Below are 15,228 nucleotides of genomic sequence, written 5' to 3' on the forward strand. Positions count from 1 at the left end.
AGGTGGCGTCGTCGTGGGCGCAGGGGGCGTGGGGGGTAGCAAGTGATATACTGTGACTTGCTGTAGTATAGCATGCAGGGCAGCACTTTGGAAGAGGATTTTTGACGAAATTTTCATGCATCTTTCAGAATTCTTACAGTTGTTACAGTCGCGTCCCGAATACCGGGAGCGCATCGTCCACCTTGAGCGGATCAATCCGCGCATGGCAGAGTGGGCCGAGTCCACGGCACCGTTAGCCGCGCCGTTGCAGGCGGCGCTCGATACGCAGGGCATTCGGCGGCTGTACAGCCATCAGGCGCAGGCGCTCGATCTGGGGCGCGCGAGGCGGCACTTCGGCGTTGTCACGGCGACCGCCTCCGGTAAGACGCTGTGCTACCACCTGCCGACGCTGGAGGCGATCCACGCCGAGCCGCGTGCCCGCGCGCTGTATCTGTTTCCGACCAAGGCGCTGGCGCAGGATCAGCTGCGGGCGCTGCGCGAGCTGACCGGCACGCATCTGCCGCATATTCGCGCGGCGATCTATGACGGCGATACGCCTCAGTCGGAGCGCGCGACGATCCGCGCCAGCGCCAATATTTTGCTCTCCAATCCCGATATGCTGCATATGGGTATTCTGCCCAATCACGCGACCTGGAGCCGGTTCTTTAGTCGGCTTACGGTGGTGGTGATCGACGAGGCGCACGTGTATCGCGGGGTCTTCGGCTCGCACGTGGCGCTGCTGCTGCGTCGGCTGCGGCGCGTCTGCCGCATGTACGGCAGCGATCCCCAGTTTATCTTTGCCTCGGCGACGATCGGCAATCCGCACGAGCATCTACGCGCGCTGCTGGGCGATGATGTCGCGGTGATCGACGGCAACGGAGCACCGCAGGGCGCGCGCACGGTAGTCTTCTGGAATCCGCCGCTGCAAGATGTGGCCTCCGGCCAGCGCGCCTCGACCAACGTGGAGACGACCGCGCTGTTTACCGAGCTGGTCGAGCGTGAGATCAAGACGATCACCTTTACGCGAGCGCGCAAGATCGCCGAGCTGCTGGTGCGCTATGCCCGCAGCAGGCTAGAGCCGCAGCATCCCGACATCGCCGCGCGGATCTCGTCGTATCGCGCGGGCTACCAGGCCCAGGATCGGCGGGCGATCGAGCGGGCGCTCTTCACCGGCGAGCTGATCGGGATCGTCTCGACCAATGCGATGGAGCTGGGCGTGGACATCGGCGGGCTGGACGCGGCGATCCTCAACGGCTATCCCGGCACCGTCGCCAGCACATGGCAGCAGTTCGGGCGAGCCGGGCGCGGGCAGGAGCCAAGCCTGGGCGTGCTGGTGGCGCTCGATGATCCGATGGACCAGTATTGGATGCGTCATCCCGCCGAGTTTTTCGCGCGGCCTCACGAGCAGGCGCGCATCGCGCTCGACAATCCCTATATCCTGTCCGATCATCTGCTGTGCGCGGCCTACGAGCGCCCTCTGGAGCCGGACGAAACCGCCGCCTGGTTTGGCGATGGTGGCGTGTCACTGGTCGCCGCGCTGATCGAAGACGAGCTACTGCGCGAGCGGTCGGGCCGGGCCTACATGCCGATCGGCACCTATCCCGCCGAACATGTCTCGATTCGCGCCACGGGCGGCGAGACGGTAGAGCTGCGGCTTGAGAATGGGCATGTGCTTGAGCAGGTGCCGCTGAACCGCGCGCCGTTCGAGGTCCATTCCGGCGCGATCTATCTGCATCAGGGCGAGAGCTATCTGGTGCTCGATCTGGACCTGCTGACACGCTCGGCGACGGCGCGGCAGGCCGAGGTCAGCTACTACACGCAGCCGCGCGATGTCACCGATGTGCAGGTGGTCGAGGCGCGTGCCAGCCGTCCCGCAGGCATCACTACCGCCTCCTTCGGCGAGGTCGACGTGCGCCGCACGGTGGTCGGCTACCGGCGCAAGGCGCTCTACAAAGAGGACGTGCTGAGCGATCACGAGCTTGAGCTACCGCCGCAGCAGTTCGTCACGCACGCGATCTGGTTTACGCTGCCGCGTCCGCACGTCGAGCGGCTGCGCCAGGCGCAGCACGATCTGCGCGGAGGTCTGCACGCCGCCGAGCACGCGATGATCGCGCTGCTGCCGCTGCTGGCGATGTGCGACCGCTGGGATATTGGCGGTGTTTCCACGGCTTGGCATCCCGACACCGACGCCGCGACGATCTTTATCTACGATGGCGTGCCCGGAGGCGTCGGCATCAGCGAGCTGGGCTACGGCGAGCTTGAAACGTGGTGGCGCATGACCCGCGATCTGATCCGCGAGTGTCCATGCGCCGATGGCTGCCCAGGCTGTATTCAAAGCCCCAAGTGCGGCAACGGCAACCAGCCGCTCGATAAGGCCGTCGCGCTCGATATTCTGAATACGCTGCTGGCCGAGGCGTGAGCGCTGCGCCTGCGGCGCTCCGCTCTGCATCTGAACGCAATCTAAACGAGGCGCTACCCCACACGCCCTGATGCTTCCGGCGAACAACCAGCGCTGCGAGAAGGCAGCGGCCATGTTCCGGCGCGGACATGGCCTTGCTGCGTGCGGCAGTATCAGCCGCCAGACAGAAGGTGAGAACACGATCGAATTCTCTCAGCGACGCTACACACCCTTGTAGCCGCGATCTCATCGTATTTTTGCCGCCATCCGGCTACGCTATCTCCATACAACGCATCTCACCAGGAGTCCCCCATGCGACATATTCTTTGGAGCTATCTGATCGTGCTCAGCCTGCTCGTCGGCTGTGGCTCGCCCGAACCAAGACCTTCAACCGACAGCGCGGCAGCGCCGGAGCGCCCACAGGCCACCACCGGCGCTGCCACAGCGTCGGCCTCAACGCCATCGCCGGTAGCCTCGCCCACTCAGCCGAGCGTGCCCACCGCGACGTTTGTCGCTACGCAGACCCCCGCGCCCGCGCCGACGTCGACGCCGACGGCAGCCGCACCCACACCAACGGTAGCCGCGCCGACGCCGACATTCCAGCCCGCTCCCAAAGCCGATGCGATCGTGCTCTCGCGCGGCGAGAAGCTCCTATCTGTCGCGTCCGATGGATCGACGAGCGAGATCCAGGTTGAGGGCCTGGAGACGCGAACCTTCGATATTGCGGTTTCGCCTGACGGCTCGTGGATTGCCGGACCGGTGATGCCAGATGCAGCATCGGGTCTGGCGCTGCATAACACCGAAACCGGCGAGCAGCAGATCATCCCGCAAGACGGACATGTCGGACATATTCGCTTCGCGCATGATAGCAGCGCGCTGGTCTTCACCGTCGACAACGATGCCGGGCAAGATTGGCGGATGTATCGGCTCGATCTAGCGAGCCGCGAGCAGCGCGTCTTGCAGCAGGGCAGTAATATGCCGATGTACGTGCCGCTGGCCTGGACACCGCAGGGCATCATCGCGGTCGGCGGCTTCGCCTACGGCACCGATGGCGGGCCGGAAGGAATCTATCTGATCGATCCTGCGACTGGCGACCTGCGCAGGATCCGCTCGGATAAGGATCCGTATGTCTACGCGGTGCCCTCGCCTGACGGCAAGCAGCTTGCGATCGTGGGCGGCATGGTTGGCCTAGGCATCGAAAATCCGACCTTCTCGCTCTCGATCCAGGATCTTGCATCGGGCGAAACCACGCTGATCGAGCCGGAGCAGCCCGGCGGCGTGAGCAGCCTGGCCTGGTCGCCCGATAGCAGCAAGCTGCTCTATAAGCCGCACCTGGCCGGTAGCGATCCCTACGCCGGGCCGCCTACGAGCTACACCATCGTCGGTCCCGCGATCACGGAGCCAATGCGGCTGGAGCTACCCTTTGCCTTCATGAAGCTGCGGACTCCGCTCTGGCGCAGCGACGACGCGCTGCTCCTGCTGGTCGAGGATGGTGCGCAGGAGCGGCTGTATGAGCTGCCGATCAACGACGCCGGAGCATTGCGCGAGGTAGCCTCGTTTGCCGCCGCATCGCCGCAGGGCAGCAGCGCGATCCTCTACGTCGATCGCTAAAAACCAGGCATATCCTGAGTCCTGGCCTCATCCGTCGCGCGCGGGTGAGGCCGCTTAGCTTGTACCATGATCATGAGCGGGCAATATGCTATAAACTATTCCATGAGCTATCCCATCTTCCTGGCGCTGCATAATCTGAACCGCTGGCTGGTGCTCGCATTCGGCGCGTGGGCGCTCTACCGGCTGGCGCGTGGCTGGCGCGGCAATCGCGCATGGAGCGCCGCCGATCGCCGCAGTATGCGCTGGTTTGCGCTCATTTTCAGCGTGCAGTTCGTCCTCGGCGCGATCTTGTACCTGCTGCCGGGCGCGCTGGTCAGCAGCGTGCTCGACCGCAGCAGCATGCATGTGATCATGAGGGATCGTGTGCTGCGCTTCTTTACGCTTGAGCATCCGCTCCAGATGACGATCGCGATCGGCCTGTCGCATACCGGGAACGCGATTGTCCGTCGTCTCACAAGCGACCGCAGGCGTTTCAAGGTCGGCACGATCCTGATGGTCGTCGTGCTGCTGCTGATCCTGATTGCGATCCCGTGGCCGTTTTTGAGCCAGGGCCGACCCCTGCTGCGGCTGCCCTAGCTTTGAGTTTCAAGTTTCAAGTTTCAAGTTCCGAGTTCCAAGTTCCAGGCCATCACCATGCCCAGAGGGCACCCGCCCCCGCTCCCGCTGCGCAGGCGAGGGGGAAGGTGGTTCTTGGTTCTCCGTCCCCTTTGTTCCGTTGTTCTCTTGTTCCGTTGTTCTCTTGTTCTCTTGTTCCCTTGTTCTTCACTGCACATCTCAGGGCACGCGCGCTGCGTATTGATGATCGAGGCTACGGCCTGTTCAAGGGTACGACAAACGAAGGCAAAGGTAAGAGCTATGACGCAAGGATCAGATCGATCGGCTCGTTCGGGCGATAATCTGGAGGTGGCGACGCTGGCCGGTGGCTGCTTCTGGTGCTTGGAGGCGGTGTACGATCAGCTCAGGGGCGTGACGCAGGTCGAGTCGGGGTATGCGGGCGGCAGGGTGATCAATCCCTCGTACGAGCAGGTCTGCTCCGGCACCACCGGCCACGCCGAAGTGGTCCAGATTACATTCAACCCGCAGGTTGTCTCGTTCAAGGAGCTGCTGGAGATCTTCTTCACGATTCACGATCCGACGACGCTCAACCGCCAGGGCGCGGATGTCGGGACGCAGTATCGATCCGCGATTTTCTACCACACGCCGGAGCAGAAGACGATCGCCGAGCAGACGATCAAGGAGTTGGATGCCGCCCGGCTGTGGAGCGCGCCGATCGTCACCGAGGTAGCGCCGTTGCAGACGTTCTATCCCGCCGAAGATTATCACCAGGAGTACTTCGAGCGCAATCCCCGGCAGCCCTACTGCACGGCGGTCGTCGCGCCCAAGGTTGCCAAGTTTCGCCAGCAGCATCTCGAAAAGCTGAAGAAGTAGGGCGGCATCACACGGCTCCGTGGTGCCGGCGCGCTCAGTGGGATGAGCAGGCGGCGCGTGCGGCGTCGAGCGCCTGGCGGATCGCGGCGTCTTCCTGGGCTACGCGCTCGGCCTCGGCGTCGATCGCGGCGGAGCGCCGTTGACGCAGCACCAGCGGCGCGACGCGCGCAACATCGTCGGGCGTGGCGCCGGGCTGGCCGTGCAGCGCGGCATGAGCGCGGGCCGCTTCCAGCAGCACAATCTCGGCGCGATGCGAGGGGATCTGAAGCGCGCCGACCAGCTCGACCGCCAGCAGCTCGGCATCTTCGCCGGGCTGTATCTCGGCAAGTGCGGCTCGCGCTCGATCGATCGTCTGTGCCAGCTCGTGCAGCTCGGCGTGAAACCGGGCGCGAAACGCCACGGGATCGGCGCGATAGGCTCGCGCGCGGCGGGTCGCTTCCAGCCGCTCCGCCCCGGCGACCAGCGGCGGCATCCACACACGCAGCCCAAAGCGGTCGAGGATCTGCGGGCGGAGGCGGCCCTCCTCCGGATTCATCGAGCCGATCAGCACGAAGCGCGACGGGAAGAGCCGGACCATCGCGCCGCGCCGGACAAACGTACGGCCCTGCGCCGCCGCGTCGAGGATCGCATCGACGACCGCCGGGTCGAGCAGGTTGACCTCGTCGATGTAGAGCACGTTGCCGTGAGCTACCGCCAGCACGCCTGGCTCCAGCAAGACCCGCCGCTGCTCCAGCGCTACCCGCTCGTTCACGCCGCCGACGACATCTTCCAGCCGCGCGTTGAGCGGCAGCTCGATCAGCCGCATCGGCTCGGTGACGACCAGCGCCTCGCCTCGGGCCAGACGCTCGCGGCAGGCCGGACAGATCGCCTCGTCGTCGGGCGTGCAGCCGTGGTGGCAGACGGAGCGTGTCACGGGCGGCAGCAGATCGAGCAGCGCGCGCACGGCGGTGGTCTTGCCTACGCCGTACGGCCCTTCCAGCAGCACGCCGCCGATCGCCGGATTGACCAGCGCCAGCAGCAGCGCCAGCTTCAGCTCGGATTGGCCGACGAGCGCGGGAAACGGATAAACGTTGATCGGGTCCATCGTGTGATGCTGCTCCACCAGACGTCGCGTGAGCTTAGAGGATTTCGATGTCGGCGCGGCTGACTTCGAGATCGGGCCGATTGTTGTATACCCACTCGACTACGGCCTGCAACTGCTGGTGGGCATACTGTCGATCGGATGATACGCACGCAACGCCCAGCACCGCAACCTGCCATCGGTCCTGTTGATCGACCTCCGCAGTGGATACGTTAAACTCGTTCCGCAACCGTTGCAGGATCGATTTAACCACGCTTCTCTTGTCCTTCAAGCTGTGCGAGGTCGGGATGAAGAGTTCGAGCAGTAGGCTTCCGATAATCATAGATTCTCAATCAGGTAGTGAAGAATACACGCACGAGGTATTGTACCCGCTTCAAGCCGAAAGCGGGCCGCACGCGCGCCGATGATCGTGGCTAGTTCAGCGTCCAGGGGCCGTCGCTGGTCCGGGCAGGCATCTGCGGCGGCTGCGGGAGGAAGCGCAGCTCACGATCGAACGCCTCGGCGATAGCACCCAGGCGCTCCTCAACATCGGCTTCGAGCAACTGCTGCTTGGAGTAGTTGACGACCCGAAACTGATCGGAGAGCAGGTACGACAGCGCAACCGGATCGTCGGGCAGCTCTTCCAGCGGCTGCGTCACGCCCGTCGCGTGAGTCACGGCATCGCGGTGCTTGAGGTAGAGCTCGCGCACCTGCGCGGCCAGCTCCGGCGCATCCGGCGGAATCTCGTCCTCCAGCATCTCGACCGATGCAACGAGGTAGGGATCGTCCTGGATGATCTGGAGGATGCGGAAGCGCCGCTCGCCCTGCGCCGAGAGCAGCATCCGACCATCGGGAAAGCGCAGCACATTCTGGATCGCCGCCGTTGTGCCCACGGTGTACGGCTCGGCCACAGGACCGCCGACCTCTTCGCCTTCACGGATCAGCACCACGCCGAACGGCTGCTTAAGCTGAATACAGCGGCTGATCATCTGCCGGTAGCGCGGCTCGAAGATGTGCAGCGGCAGGATCGCGCCGGGAAAAAGCACCACGTTCAGCGGAAACAGCGCCAGCAATTGTTCCATGATTGGCACCTTTCTTTACTACCATCGTAGCACGACTACGGCTTAAGCGTTAGTGCAGAATCAACGAGCCTGTTCGGGCAAGGACTCATGCGTTTCTGCATCAGCACGGGGAATCTTTGGGCGACACCCCGGGCCGGGTGCCCTCTGGGCACGGCACCTGCCCGGCCTGTCGGCGCGTCAGGCCCATCGTCGGGCCAGCCAGCCGAGCGCCTCGTCGCGGGTGGTGATGGTGCCGCCAAGCTGCGCCTGACGTAGCTCATGGAGCAGATCGCGATAGATCGGCCCCGGCGCGATACCGCGCGCCCGCAGATCGTCGCCGGAGAGCAGGGCAGGGAGCGGGCGGATCGTGGTGAGGTAGCGCATAATCTGTGCCGCCATCGCGGGCGGCGCGACAAGCTGAAGCACGCGCAGCACGACGGCGCTGTATGGATGCAAGATCTGCTCAAGCATGGTCGCCGGAAGATCCGGCTGTGAGAGCGCCGCTGGCAGCGCGGGCGGCAGGTCATGCAGCAGCTTGCGCTCGGCGTGCGGCAGGTTGTAGCGCGTGGCGAAGATCGCGCGTCGCGTCGCGTCCATCGGCCAGAGCAGCAGCCCGACGTAGATCAGGGGCAGCGGCGCGTCGGGCGGGTGGAGGGCACGTGCCGCCGGAAATTGATGGAGCCACGCGGTGCTCCAGACCAGCTCAAGCTGCGGAAACGTGCCCCACGCATGCAGCAGCGTCAGCGCGGCCTCCGGCTCCGGCTCGCTCAGCAGCAGCCATAGCTCGTGCAAGATGCGCTGCGCCGAGGTCCGCGCGATCATCGCGACATCCAGCGCCTGGCCGATCAGCGCGGTCGTGTGCGGCTCGACGGCGAAATGCAGGCGCGTGGCGATGCGCGCGCCGCGCAGGATGCGCGTCGGATCGTCGTTGAACGAATCATCATGCAGCACGCGCATGAGGCCATGACGAATGTCGCGCAGGCCGTCGTACGGGTCGAGCAGCTTCACATCGGGTATGTCCAGGCGCAGCGCCAGCGTGTTGATCGTAAAATCGCGGCGATGCAGATCGTCTTTGATGTGCGATGGCGTGATCACCGGCAGCGCGGCGGGCGCGGGATAGACCTCGCGGCGGGCGGTGACAAAATCGATCGCGAAGGGCGCGCCGTCGACCTCGATCTCAACCGCCGCCGTCCGAAACGCGGCGTGCTCGGTCAGCCTGCCGCCGACATGCGCGTGAAACGCCTCGGCAACCGGCCAGGCATCGCCCTCGATCACCAGATCGATGTCGGTGATCGGCTGCTCAAGAACCAGATCGCGAACGGGGCCGCCCACCAGATAGATTGGCACGCGCTGCTGCTGGCCGATCAGCGCTGCTGTTTGCAGCAGGCGATAGACCTCAGGCGTGAGCGACCGCGCCAGCCGTCCCGCCAGCTCGGACTCTGACGGCGGGCTGCTCACAGCACGCCCTTGGTGCTCGGCACCTGGCCCTGAATCCGCTCGTCGATGCGCGTTGCGGCGTCGAGGGCGCGGGCAAAGGCTTTGAACAGGCCCTCTGCCTTGTGGTGATCATTGCGACCGTAGTGGACGCGCAGATGCGCCGTGATGCGCGCGTGGATCGCGATCGTCTCGAAGATGTGCCAGATCAGATCGGTGCTCAGGCCGCCCAGGCGGTCGGTGTGAAACTCGGCATCGACGACGGCGTAGGGTCGTCCGCTGATGTCGATCGCGGCAAAGCAGAGCGCCTCGTCCATCGGCACGAACGCATGCGCCGCGCGCACGATTCCGGCCTTGTCGCCGAGCGCCTGGCTGATCGCCTGGCCCAGGCAGATCGATACGTCCTCTGCGGTGTGATGCTCGTCGATGTGCAGATCCCCGACACACTGGACCGTGAGATCGAACTGGCCGTGCCTGGCAATATGCTCCAGCATGTGGTCGAAAAAGCCCACGCCGGTGCTGATCGTCGATTGGCCGCTGCCGTCGAGATTCAGCGTGAGCGTGATCTCCGTCTCTTTGGTCGTGCGCTCGATGGTCGCCGTCCGTGGCATGGAAGCTCCTCGGTTTTGAGTTCAAAGTCAAAGTTCAAGGTTATTCTCTGTTCTTTGTTCTTTGATCTTTGTTTTCTCGATAATCTCCATCACCTCATCGAAGAGCAGCCCGTTGGTAGAGAGCGCGCTGCCGCCGTGGATCGTGGAGACGCCGCGCCAGTCGGTGAAGGTGCCGCCCGCCTCCTGAACGATCGGCAGGAGCGCGGCACAGTCCCACGAGTTCATGATCGGATCGAGCATCATCTCGGCGCGGCCCGTCGCCACCAGGATATGGCCGTAGCAATCGCCCCAGGTGCGCCCGAACTTGGTCCGCCGCTCGAGCTCGCGATAGGCCGCGCCGCGCCCGTGCTCGTCGAACGAGCGCGTATCCGACGCCAGCATCACCGCGTCGGCAAGCTGCGCAACGTTGCTGACCTGCGCCCGCCGCCCGTTGAGCGTACAGCCCTCGCCGCGCGCCGCCGCGATCATCTCGCCCAGCGCCGGGAGGAAGCACACGCCGACGATCGGCTCGCCGTCGCGCTCCAGCCCCACGAGCACGCCGTAGAGCGGCACGCCCTGCACGAAAGACTTGGTGCCGTCGATCGGATCGAGAATCCAGCGGTAGCGCCCGCCCGGATTGGCCTCGCCGTACTCCTCGCCTAGGATGCCGTGATCGGGAAAGCGCGCCTCGATCATCGCCCGCAGCCGCTGCTCGGCCTGCCGGTCGGCGATCGTCACGGGCGTGAGATCGACCTTCGTCTCTGGCACAACCCCGGTGCCGAAGTAGGCCAGCGTGATCTTGCCGGCCTGCCAGGCCAACTCCTGGGCAAAATCCAGTAGTTGCCGGATCGGTTCGTCGCGCATGATAACCTCGGAACACAACAAAGAACAACAGAACAAAGAACAAAGAGCAAACGGAGCACAGAGAACTAAGAACCAAGCACCGAGAACCGAGAATCAAGAGCAGGAGACTCGAAACTTGAAACCTGGAACTCGAGACGCTACTGCCCACGCAGCGCCGCCAGCAGCCGATCGTTCTGGGCTGGCGTGCCGATGCTGACGCGCACACAGTCGCTCAGGCCGGGCTTGTTGTAGTGGCGGATCAGGATGCCGCGCTGCTCCAGCGCCGCCTTCAGCTCTTTGCCGCGTCCGTCGTGGAGGCGGATCAGGATGAAGTTGGCCTGCGATGGGTAGGGCCGCAGCCCGGCGATCATCTGAAGCTCGCCAAAGACGCGCTCCCGCTCGGCGACGATACGCCGCACGTTGTCCATCAGGTAGGGCAGATCGTCGAGCGAGGCGATGGCGGCGGCGTTGGCAGCCATGTTGATGTTGTAGGGCGGCTTGATCTTCCATAGGTGCTGGATGATCGGCTCCGGGATCAGCCCGTAGCCGATGCGCAGGCCAGCCAGCCCGGCCCACTTCGAGAAGGTGCGCAGCACGATCAGGTTGGGCACGGTGCCGACCAGATCCGCGACGCTCGCGCCGCTAAATTCGGCGTATGCCTCGTCGATCACGATCACGGCGGGCAGCTCCAGCAGCCGCTCGACAGCGGCGCGCGGCAAGATGCTGCCGTCGGGGTTGTTGGGCGAGGGCAAAAAGACCAGCTTGGCGCGCTCAGCCTGCACGGCCTCTGCAATGCGCTCTACATCGACGTTCCAGTGCCCGTCGCGCGGCACCTGCACGATGCGCCCTCCGACGACGCCGGTATTGAAGCTGTACATGCCGAAGGTCGGCGGCGCTTCGACGACGGCATCGCCCGGCGCGAGGAACAGGCGCATCAGCAGATCGATGATCTCATCGGAGCCGTTGCCGCACAGAATGCGCGACTCGGGCTGTCCCGTGTAGCGCGCCAGGGCGCGGCGCAGCGGCAGTTGATCGGGATCGGGGTAGATGGCATAGTACGGGTAGGCGGCGATAGCTTCCACGGCGCGCGGCGACGGGCCGTAGGGGTTTTCGTTGGCGTCGAGCTTGACGATCTGGTCTGCGGGTAAGCCCAGGCGCTCGCTGAGCGCTTCAAACGGCACGATCGGCGTGTACGGCTCCAGCGCGGCCAGATCCGGGCGGATAAGCGATGCAATGTCCATGCGCTCGATTATAGCATGGGGAGCGAGAGAACAAAGAACCGAGCACTGCCCGCGCCGTGCCCGGTTCTTTAGTCGCCGCGCTCGTCCGATCGGATGGGTCCGGCTGTGTCGATCGGGCTGATCCGCCCTCTATGTCGGCCGCCTGTACAGCCGCATGCCCAGTAGCGTCAGCGCGCCCAGCACGACGAGCACGCCCGCTGCGATGGCACCAAGAACGAACCGCTGGCTCGGCGCTGCCTCAGCGCTCGGCGGCGCTGCGCCCTCTGGCTCGCCCGCCGGGGGCGTGCCCTGGCCGAGCGCGGCCAGATCGTCTTGCGCGTCTGCCAGCAGGCTGGTGCGGCTGCACAGGCTAACCGATAGCTGCCCGTCGATGGTTTGGGCATAGACCAGATACTCGCCGCCGTTCTGGAACGTGAAGCCGCAGCTTGCGCTATCCCGCGCTGTCTGCACGATCACGCTGCGGGGCACCTGGCCTTTCCAGACCTGATCGACCTGAAAGGCGACGTTGACCGGATCTGCGCTGCTGACGGCTGGGCCTTGCGGTGCCGTCTGCTGCGCCACCGTTCCCGTAAAGACGGCGCTGGCAAGGCCCAGCTCTTGCTGCGGCGGTCCAGGCATCATGCAGGAGCAGGCAAAGACGCACGGCGCGTCGATCAGCGCTACGCCGAGCGCAATTACCATGACGAGTCCAATGATCCAATTTCGAGACATGCTGTGCATCCTCCGAGTGCCAAGTTCAAAGTTTCGAGTTCAAAGTTGAATCACGTCCCTTTGTTCTTTGTTCTTTGTTCGTTGCTTGTTGACGTGTTCCCTTGTTCCTTTGTTCCTTTGTTCACTTGTTCTCTCGCCCTTTGTTCTTTACTTCACATACAGATACAGCTCGCCGGGCTGTAAGAGATGGCAGCGCTGCCACGGAAAGCGGCGATCGAGATCGTCCCACAGCTCAGCCGGATTGAGCCGGTTGGTGGCAAAGAGATCGTTGTGCATGCCGATCAGCACCTCGGCCCCGATGTCGTGCGCAAACTGAGTCGCCTCGCGTGGCAGGACGTTGCCGAGGATGTCCTGCCGCTCCCTGAGATAGTCGCGCCCATTGATCGGCAGCAGCGCCACATCGACCGACAGGCCATCGAGCGCCTGATACAGCGCCGGTACGAGCAGCGTATCGCCGGTGTGCAGCAGCGTGATGTCGCCCCAGGCGAGCAGAAAGCCCATCCAGCGCGAATAACCCTCGTCGTCGATCGTCAGATCGTAGTGGGCGGCGGGCAGCGCGCGATACCGCAGATCCTTGATCGTATAGTCCGCGCCAAGCTGCGGCACGTGAATGCGCTCACCGGCAATGCCCGCGTCGGCGAGCAGCGTCTTGCTCTGCGGCGAGACAACCACCTGAGCAGCGGGCGACGCGGCCAGCAGCGGCTTGAGCGTCTCCACATCGGTATGATCGGGATGCTCGTGGGTACACAGCACCAGATCGACGCCGCGCAGCATGTCGGACTCCAGCGGCGGCGGGAATCGCCGCTCAGGCCCGCCCATCGCGCGGATCGCGTCCGAGAGGTAGGGATCGATCACCGCCAGCGTCGTGCCGCTCTTGACCACAAAGCCGGATTGTCCAAGCGCCCACAGCGCGACCATGCCCTGCGGCACCGCCAACTGCTCGATCTGCGCCGCCAGCGCCGCGCCCGTGCGGATCGTCATAGCTGCTCCCTCCTTGTGCCTCGTGTGGAGTATAGCCGCACGCTGCGGCAGCGGCAAGCGCACGCCGATCGTGGGTTGAGTCGGGGGAGGGAGCAGACAGCGGAGAGGCGGAGCCGCCGCCTCCGCTCACCGGATGAGGTTGGTAAACGGAGGCCGCTGGATAGGCATCGTTATTTGGCGATGATCGGAATCAGCGCCCGACGCGGCAGGTTGATCGGCAGATGGCCGTTGGCCGCGCCCGGTGTGCCGCCGCTGCCGATCGAGGCTCGCCAGCTCGTCGCCGCGCTGTTGTCGGCGTTGGGATTGAGCAGGCTGAGCGACTTGCCGCTGCCGTTCGGCTCTGTCGGCCAGGGAGCCGTGATCTGATAGTCGACGAAGTCGATCGGCGTGCCGAGCGCGTCGATCAGCTCAAGCGCCTCGCCCTCGTTCGACAAATTGCCCCGGTAGTCGCCAAAGGGCGCAGCGCTATAGCGCGCCTGGAAGCTGCCGCGCTCGCTCGCCAGCACAAGGTATTGCCCCGGCGCGATCGTCGTGCTCGGCGGGAAGTGAAAGCTGATGCCGCGCGAGAACGAGACATTATCCAGCCGCAGCGGAATGCCGCCTTTGTTGTGCAGCTCGATAAACTCGTAGTCGTCGGGGTCCAGGCCAGCGGGCGACGACGGCGCGACCGGGCTGTAGTGGATCTCGTTGATCACCAGATTCTCAAAGGGCTGTGGCGGGTAGAACGTATACGCTGCGAGAGGACTCCACGCGCTGCCGTTGAGCACGCGCGCGCGCACCGTCATCACGCGGCTGATCGCCACGTTGACCGAGTCGGCACCGTTGAGCGCGCCCGGCGCGACCGCCCCAAACTCTGCCCGTGGATCGCTGCCGTCGATGGTGTAGTAGATCGTGCCAGCGCCGCCGTTAGGCCCGTTCGAGAGATTGAGCGTCGTGTTGGCGGGCACCGCGCCGCCGGTCTGCGAGAACGCGGGCGGCTTGAGCGTGGTCTGATACCAGCCGTTGGCGACGTACTGGCCTACCAGGGTATTGCTGCGATTGGGACAGTAGCTTGCGATCTTCTGGCTGCGCACGTCGACCCAGGTCTTTTGCTCGCCGTCGACGACCGCATTCGCCGGATCGGTGTAGCTGTTGGGCAGGTCGCGGCTGTGGAGATAGGCCGGAAAGCCCTTGGGCGCTTCGTTGGTCGGCGGGTACTTATCGCGCATGTAGTCGCCCCAGCGCGCGGACTCGCCGATCACGGCTTGGTCGACGATACTGGCGAGCTGGATATAGAGCGCTGTGCAGTTGGCGGGCGTGAGCTTGCCCGTGGGATCGACAACGTGCTTGAAAAGCCGGTCGGCCAGCAGTTGCCGAAACTCGGCGTTGGTCGTCAGGCGCAGGAAGACATGCACGGGCGCATCGGGCGGACCCTTGAGGTCTTGCATCAGCGTCGTGTTCTCCTCGACCTTGTTCAGGCCGCTATCGTTGTCCCAGGGCATGAACTTCAAGCGGGTGTCCGGCCCGGTGCGCTGCCGGTAGGCGTTCCAGTTATGATGCGGCCAGTCGGTCTTGGCGATATAGTGGACGTGGACGAAATAATCCGCGAGATTCGCCAGATCGACCTTCGTTTTAAGCGTCTGATACTGCGCGTTGCTGATCGGAGCGCTGCCTGAGACGAGCGACAGCACCTCGTTCCAGGCGTCGACGGTGCCCGCGTCGGCGACGGGAATATCATCCAGGTCCTCGTCGGCCTCGATCACATCGTAGTCCGTCTCCCTCAGGCCGAGATACGCCTGGAGAAACTTCTCGTCGATGCGCTCGGTGACATTGTACAGGCCCCAGTAGAGGCCATTGAGATAGACATGTACGTAGGTGCCGTGCGGCGCGAGATGGCCCATCTGGAGCCAGA

At 64.6% G+C, this 15,228-nt stretch carries 14 protein-coding genes; 4 read left to right on the forward strand and 10 right to left on the reverse strand.

Going from position 1 to position 15,228, the window contains the following annotated elements:
• Positions 1-115: 115 nt before the first annotated feature.
• The 4 genes from VFZ66_11500 (at position 116) to msrA (ending at position 5,416) form a co-directional block, all read left to right on the forward strand.
• On the forward strand, positions 116-2,398 hold the full coding sequence (locus tag VFZ66_11500) for a DEAD/DEAH box helicase (GenBank protein ID HEX6289811.1): 2,283 nt from the start codon (positions 116-118) through the stop codon (positions 2,396-2,398).
• A gap of 291 nt (positions 2,399-2,689) precedes the next feature.
• Positions 2,690-3,988 carry a hypothetical protein gene (locus tag VFZ66_11505; GenBank protein ID HEX6289812.1) on the forward strand — a complete coding sequence of 433 codons (1,299 nt, stop codon included), beginning with the start codon at positions 2,690-2,692 and terminating at the stop codon, positions 3,986-3,988.
• Positions 3,989-4,090: 102 nt separating this feature from the next.
• The gene (locus tag VFZ66_11510; protein ID HEX6289813.1) at positions 4,091-4,564 is read left to right on the forward strand and encodes a hypothetical protein; all 474 of its coding nucleotides are present in this window, start codon (positions 4,091-4,093) and stop codon (positions 4,562-4,564) included.
• A 279-nt stretch (positions 4,565-4,843) separates the two neighbouring features.
• Positions 4,844-5,416, forward strand: a complete 573-nt coding sequence (gene msrA / locus VFZ66_11515) for a peptide-methionine (S)-S-oxide reductase MsrA (GenBank protein ID HEX6289814.1) — start codon at positions 4,844-4,846, stop codon at positions 5,414-5,416.
• A 34-nt stretch (positions 5,417-5,450) separates the two neighbouring features.
• Here the strand turns inward: msrA and VFZ66_11520 are convergent, their stop codons facing one another.
• From VFZ66_11520 to VFZ66_11565, 10 genes are all read right to left on the reverse strand, one after another.
• On the reverse strand, positions 5,451-6,500 hold the full coding sequence (locus tag VFZ66_11520) for an ATP-binding protein (protein ID HEX6289815.1): 1,050 nt from the start codon (positions 6,498-6,500) through the stop codon (positions 5,451-5,453).
• A 34-nt stretch (positions 6,501-6,534) separates the two neighbouring features.
• The gene (locus VFZ66_11525) at positions 6,535-6,819 is read right to left on the reverse strand and encodes a DUF503 domain-containing protein (GenBank protein ID HEX6289816.1); all 285 of its coding nucleotides are present in this window, start codon (positions 6,817-6,819) and stop codon (positions 6,535-6,537) included.
• A gap of 91 nt (positions 6,820-6,910) precedes the next feature.
• Positions 6,911-7,558, reverse strand: coding sequence for an LON peptidase substrate-binding domain-containing protein (locus VFZ66_11530; GenBank protein ID HEX6289817.1), 648 nt, complete (start codon positions 7,556-7,558; stop codon positions 6,911-6,913).
• Between the two features lie 177 nt (positions 7,559-7,735).
• Positions 7,736-8,995, reverse strand: a complete 1,260-nt coding sequence (locus VFZ66_11535; protein ID HEX6289818.1) for a hypothetical protein — start codon at positions 8,993-8,995, stop codon at positions 7,736-7,738.
• Positions 8,992-9,582 carry an imidazoleglycerol-phosphate dehydratase HisB gene (gene hisB / locus VFZ66_11540; protein ID HEX6289819.1) on the reverse strand — a complete coding sequence of 197 codons (591 nt, stop codon included), beginning with the start codon at positions 9,580-9,582 and terminating at the stop codon, positions 8,992-8,994. The genes VFZ66_11535 and hisB overlap by 4 nt, the downstream gene beginning before the upstream one ends.
• 27 nt (positions 9,583-9,609) lie before the next feature.
• Complete coding sequence (gene hisN / locus VFZ66_11545; protein HEX6289820.1) at positions 9,610-10,425, reverse strand: histidinol-phosphatase; 816 nt, start codon at positions 10,423-10,425, stop codon at positions 9,610-9,612.
• A gap of 137 nt (positions 10,426-10,562) precedes the next feature.
• Positions 10,563-11,645, reverse strand: coding sequence for a histidinol-phosphate transaminase (gene hisC, locus VFZ66_11550; protein HEX6289821.1), 1,083 nt, complete (start codon positions 11,643-11,645; stop codon positions 10,563-10,565).
• Positions 11,646-11,774: 129 nt separating this feature from the next.
• On the reverse strand, positions 11,775-12,356 hold the full coding sequence (locus tag VFZ66_11555; protein HEX6289822.1) for a hypothetical protein: 582 nt from the start codon (positions 12,354-12,356) through the stop codon (positions 11,775-11,777).
• A 147-nt stretch (positions 12,357-12,503) separates the two neighbouring features.
• A complete protein-coding gene (locus tag VFZ66_11560; protein HEX6289823.1) occupies positions 12,504-13,337 on the reverse strand; it encodes an MBL fold metallo-hydrolase in 834 nt (277 codons plus the stop codon).
• Between the two features lie 170 nt (positions 13,338-13,507).
• A partial coding sequence (locus VFZ66_11565; protein HEX6289824.1) for a CotH kinase family protein occupies positions 13,508-15,228 on the reverse strand: 1,721 nt, incomplete at its 5' end.

The organism is Herpetosiphonaceae bacterium, from assembly GCA_036374795.1.
In the GTDB taxonomy this organism is placed as follows: Bacteria; Chloroflexota; Chloroflexia; order Chloroflexales; family Kallotenuaceae; genus LB3-1.

What these genes read in the sequence shown, in the direction of transcription:
- hisN (HEX6289820.1), bottom strand. Translation starts at nt 10,425, where the DNA reads ATGCGCGACGAACCGATCCGGCAACTACTGGATTTTGCCCAGGAGTTG.
- VFZ66_11525 (HEX6289816.1), bottom strand. Translation starts at nt 6,819, where the DNA reads ATGATTATCGGAAGCCTACTGCTCGAACTCTTCATCCCGACCTCGCAC.
- VFZ66_11510 (HEX6289813.1), top strand. Translation starts at nt 4,091, where the DNA reads ATGAGCTATCCCATCTTCCTGGCGCTGCATAATCTGAACCGCTGGCTG.
- VFZ66_11505 (HEX6289812.1), top strand. Translation starts at nt 2,690, where the DNA reads ATGCGACATATTCTTTGGAGCTATCTGATCGTGCTCAGCCTGCTCGTC.
- VFZ66_11520 (HEX6289815.1), bottom strand. Translation starts at nt 6,500, where the DNA reads ATGGACCCGATCAACGTTTATCCGTTTCCCGCGCTCGTCGGCCAATCC.
- hisC (HEX6289821.1), bottom strand. Translation starts at nt 11,645, where the DNA reads ATGGACATTGCATCGCTTATCCGCCCGGATCTGGCCGCGCTGGAGCCG.
- msrA (HEX6289814.1), top strand. Translation starts at nt 4,844, where the DNA reads ATGACGCAAGGATCAGATCGATCGGCTCGTTCGGGCGATAATCTGGAG.
- VFZ66_11555 (HEX6289822.1), bottom strand. Translation starts at nt 12,356, where the DNA reads ATGTCTCGAAATTGGATCATTGGACTCGTCATGGTAATTGCGCTCGGC.
- VFZ66_11560 (HEX6289823.1), bottom strand. Translation starts at nt 13,337, where the DNA reads ATGACGATCCGCACGGGCGCGGCGCTGGCGGCGCAGATCGAGCAGTTG.
- VFZ66_11530 (HEX6289817.1), bottom strand. Translation starts at nt 7,558, where the DNA reads ATGGAACAATTGCTGGCGCTGTTTCCGCTGAACGTGGTGCTTTTTCCC.
- VFZ66_11500 (HEX6289811.1), top strand. Translation starts at nt 116, where the DNA reads ATGCATCTTTCAGAATTCTTACAGTTGTTACAGTCGCGTCCCGAATAC.
- hisB (HEX6289819.1), bottom strand. Translation starts at nt 9,582, where the DNA reads ATGCCACGGACGGCGACCATCGAGCGCACGACCAAAGAGACGGAGATC.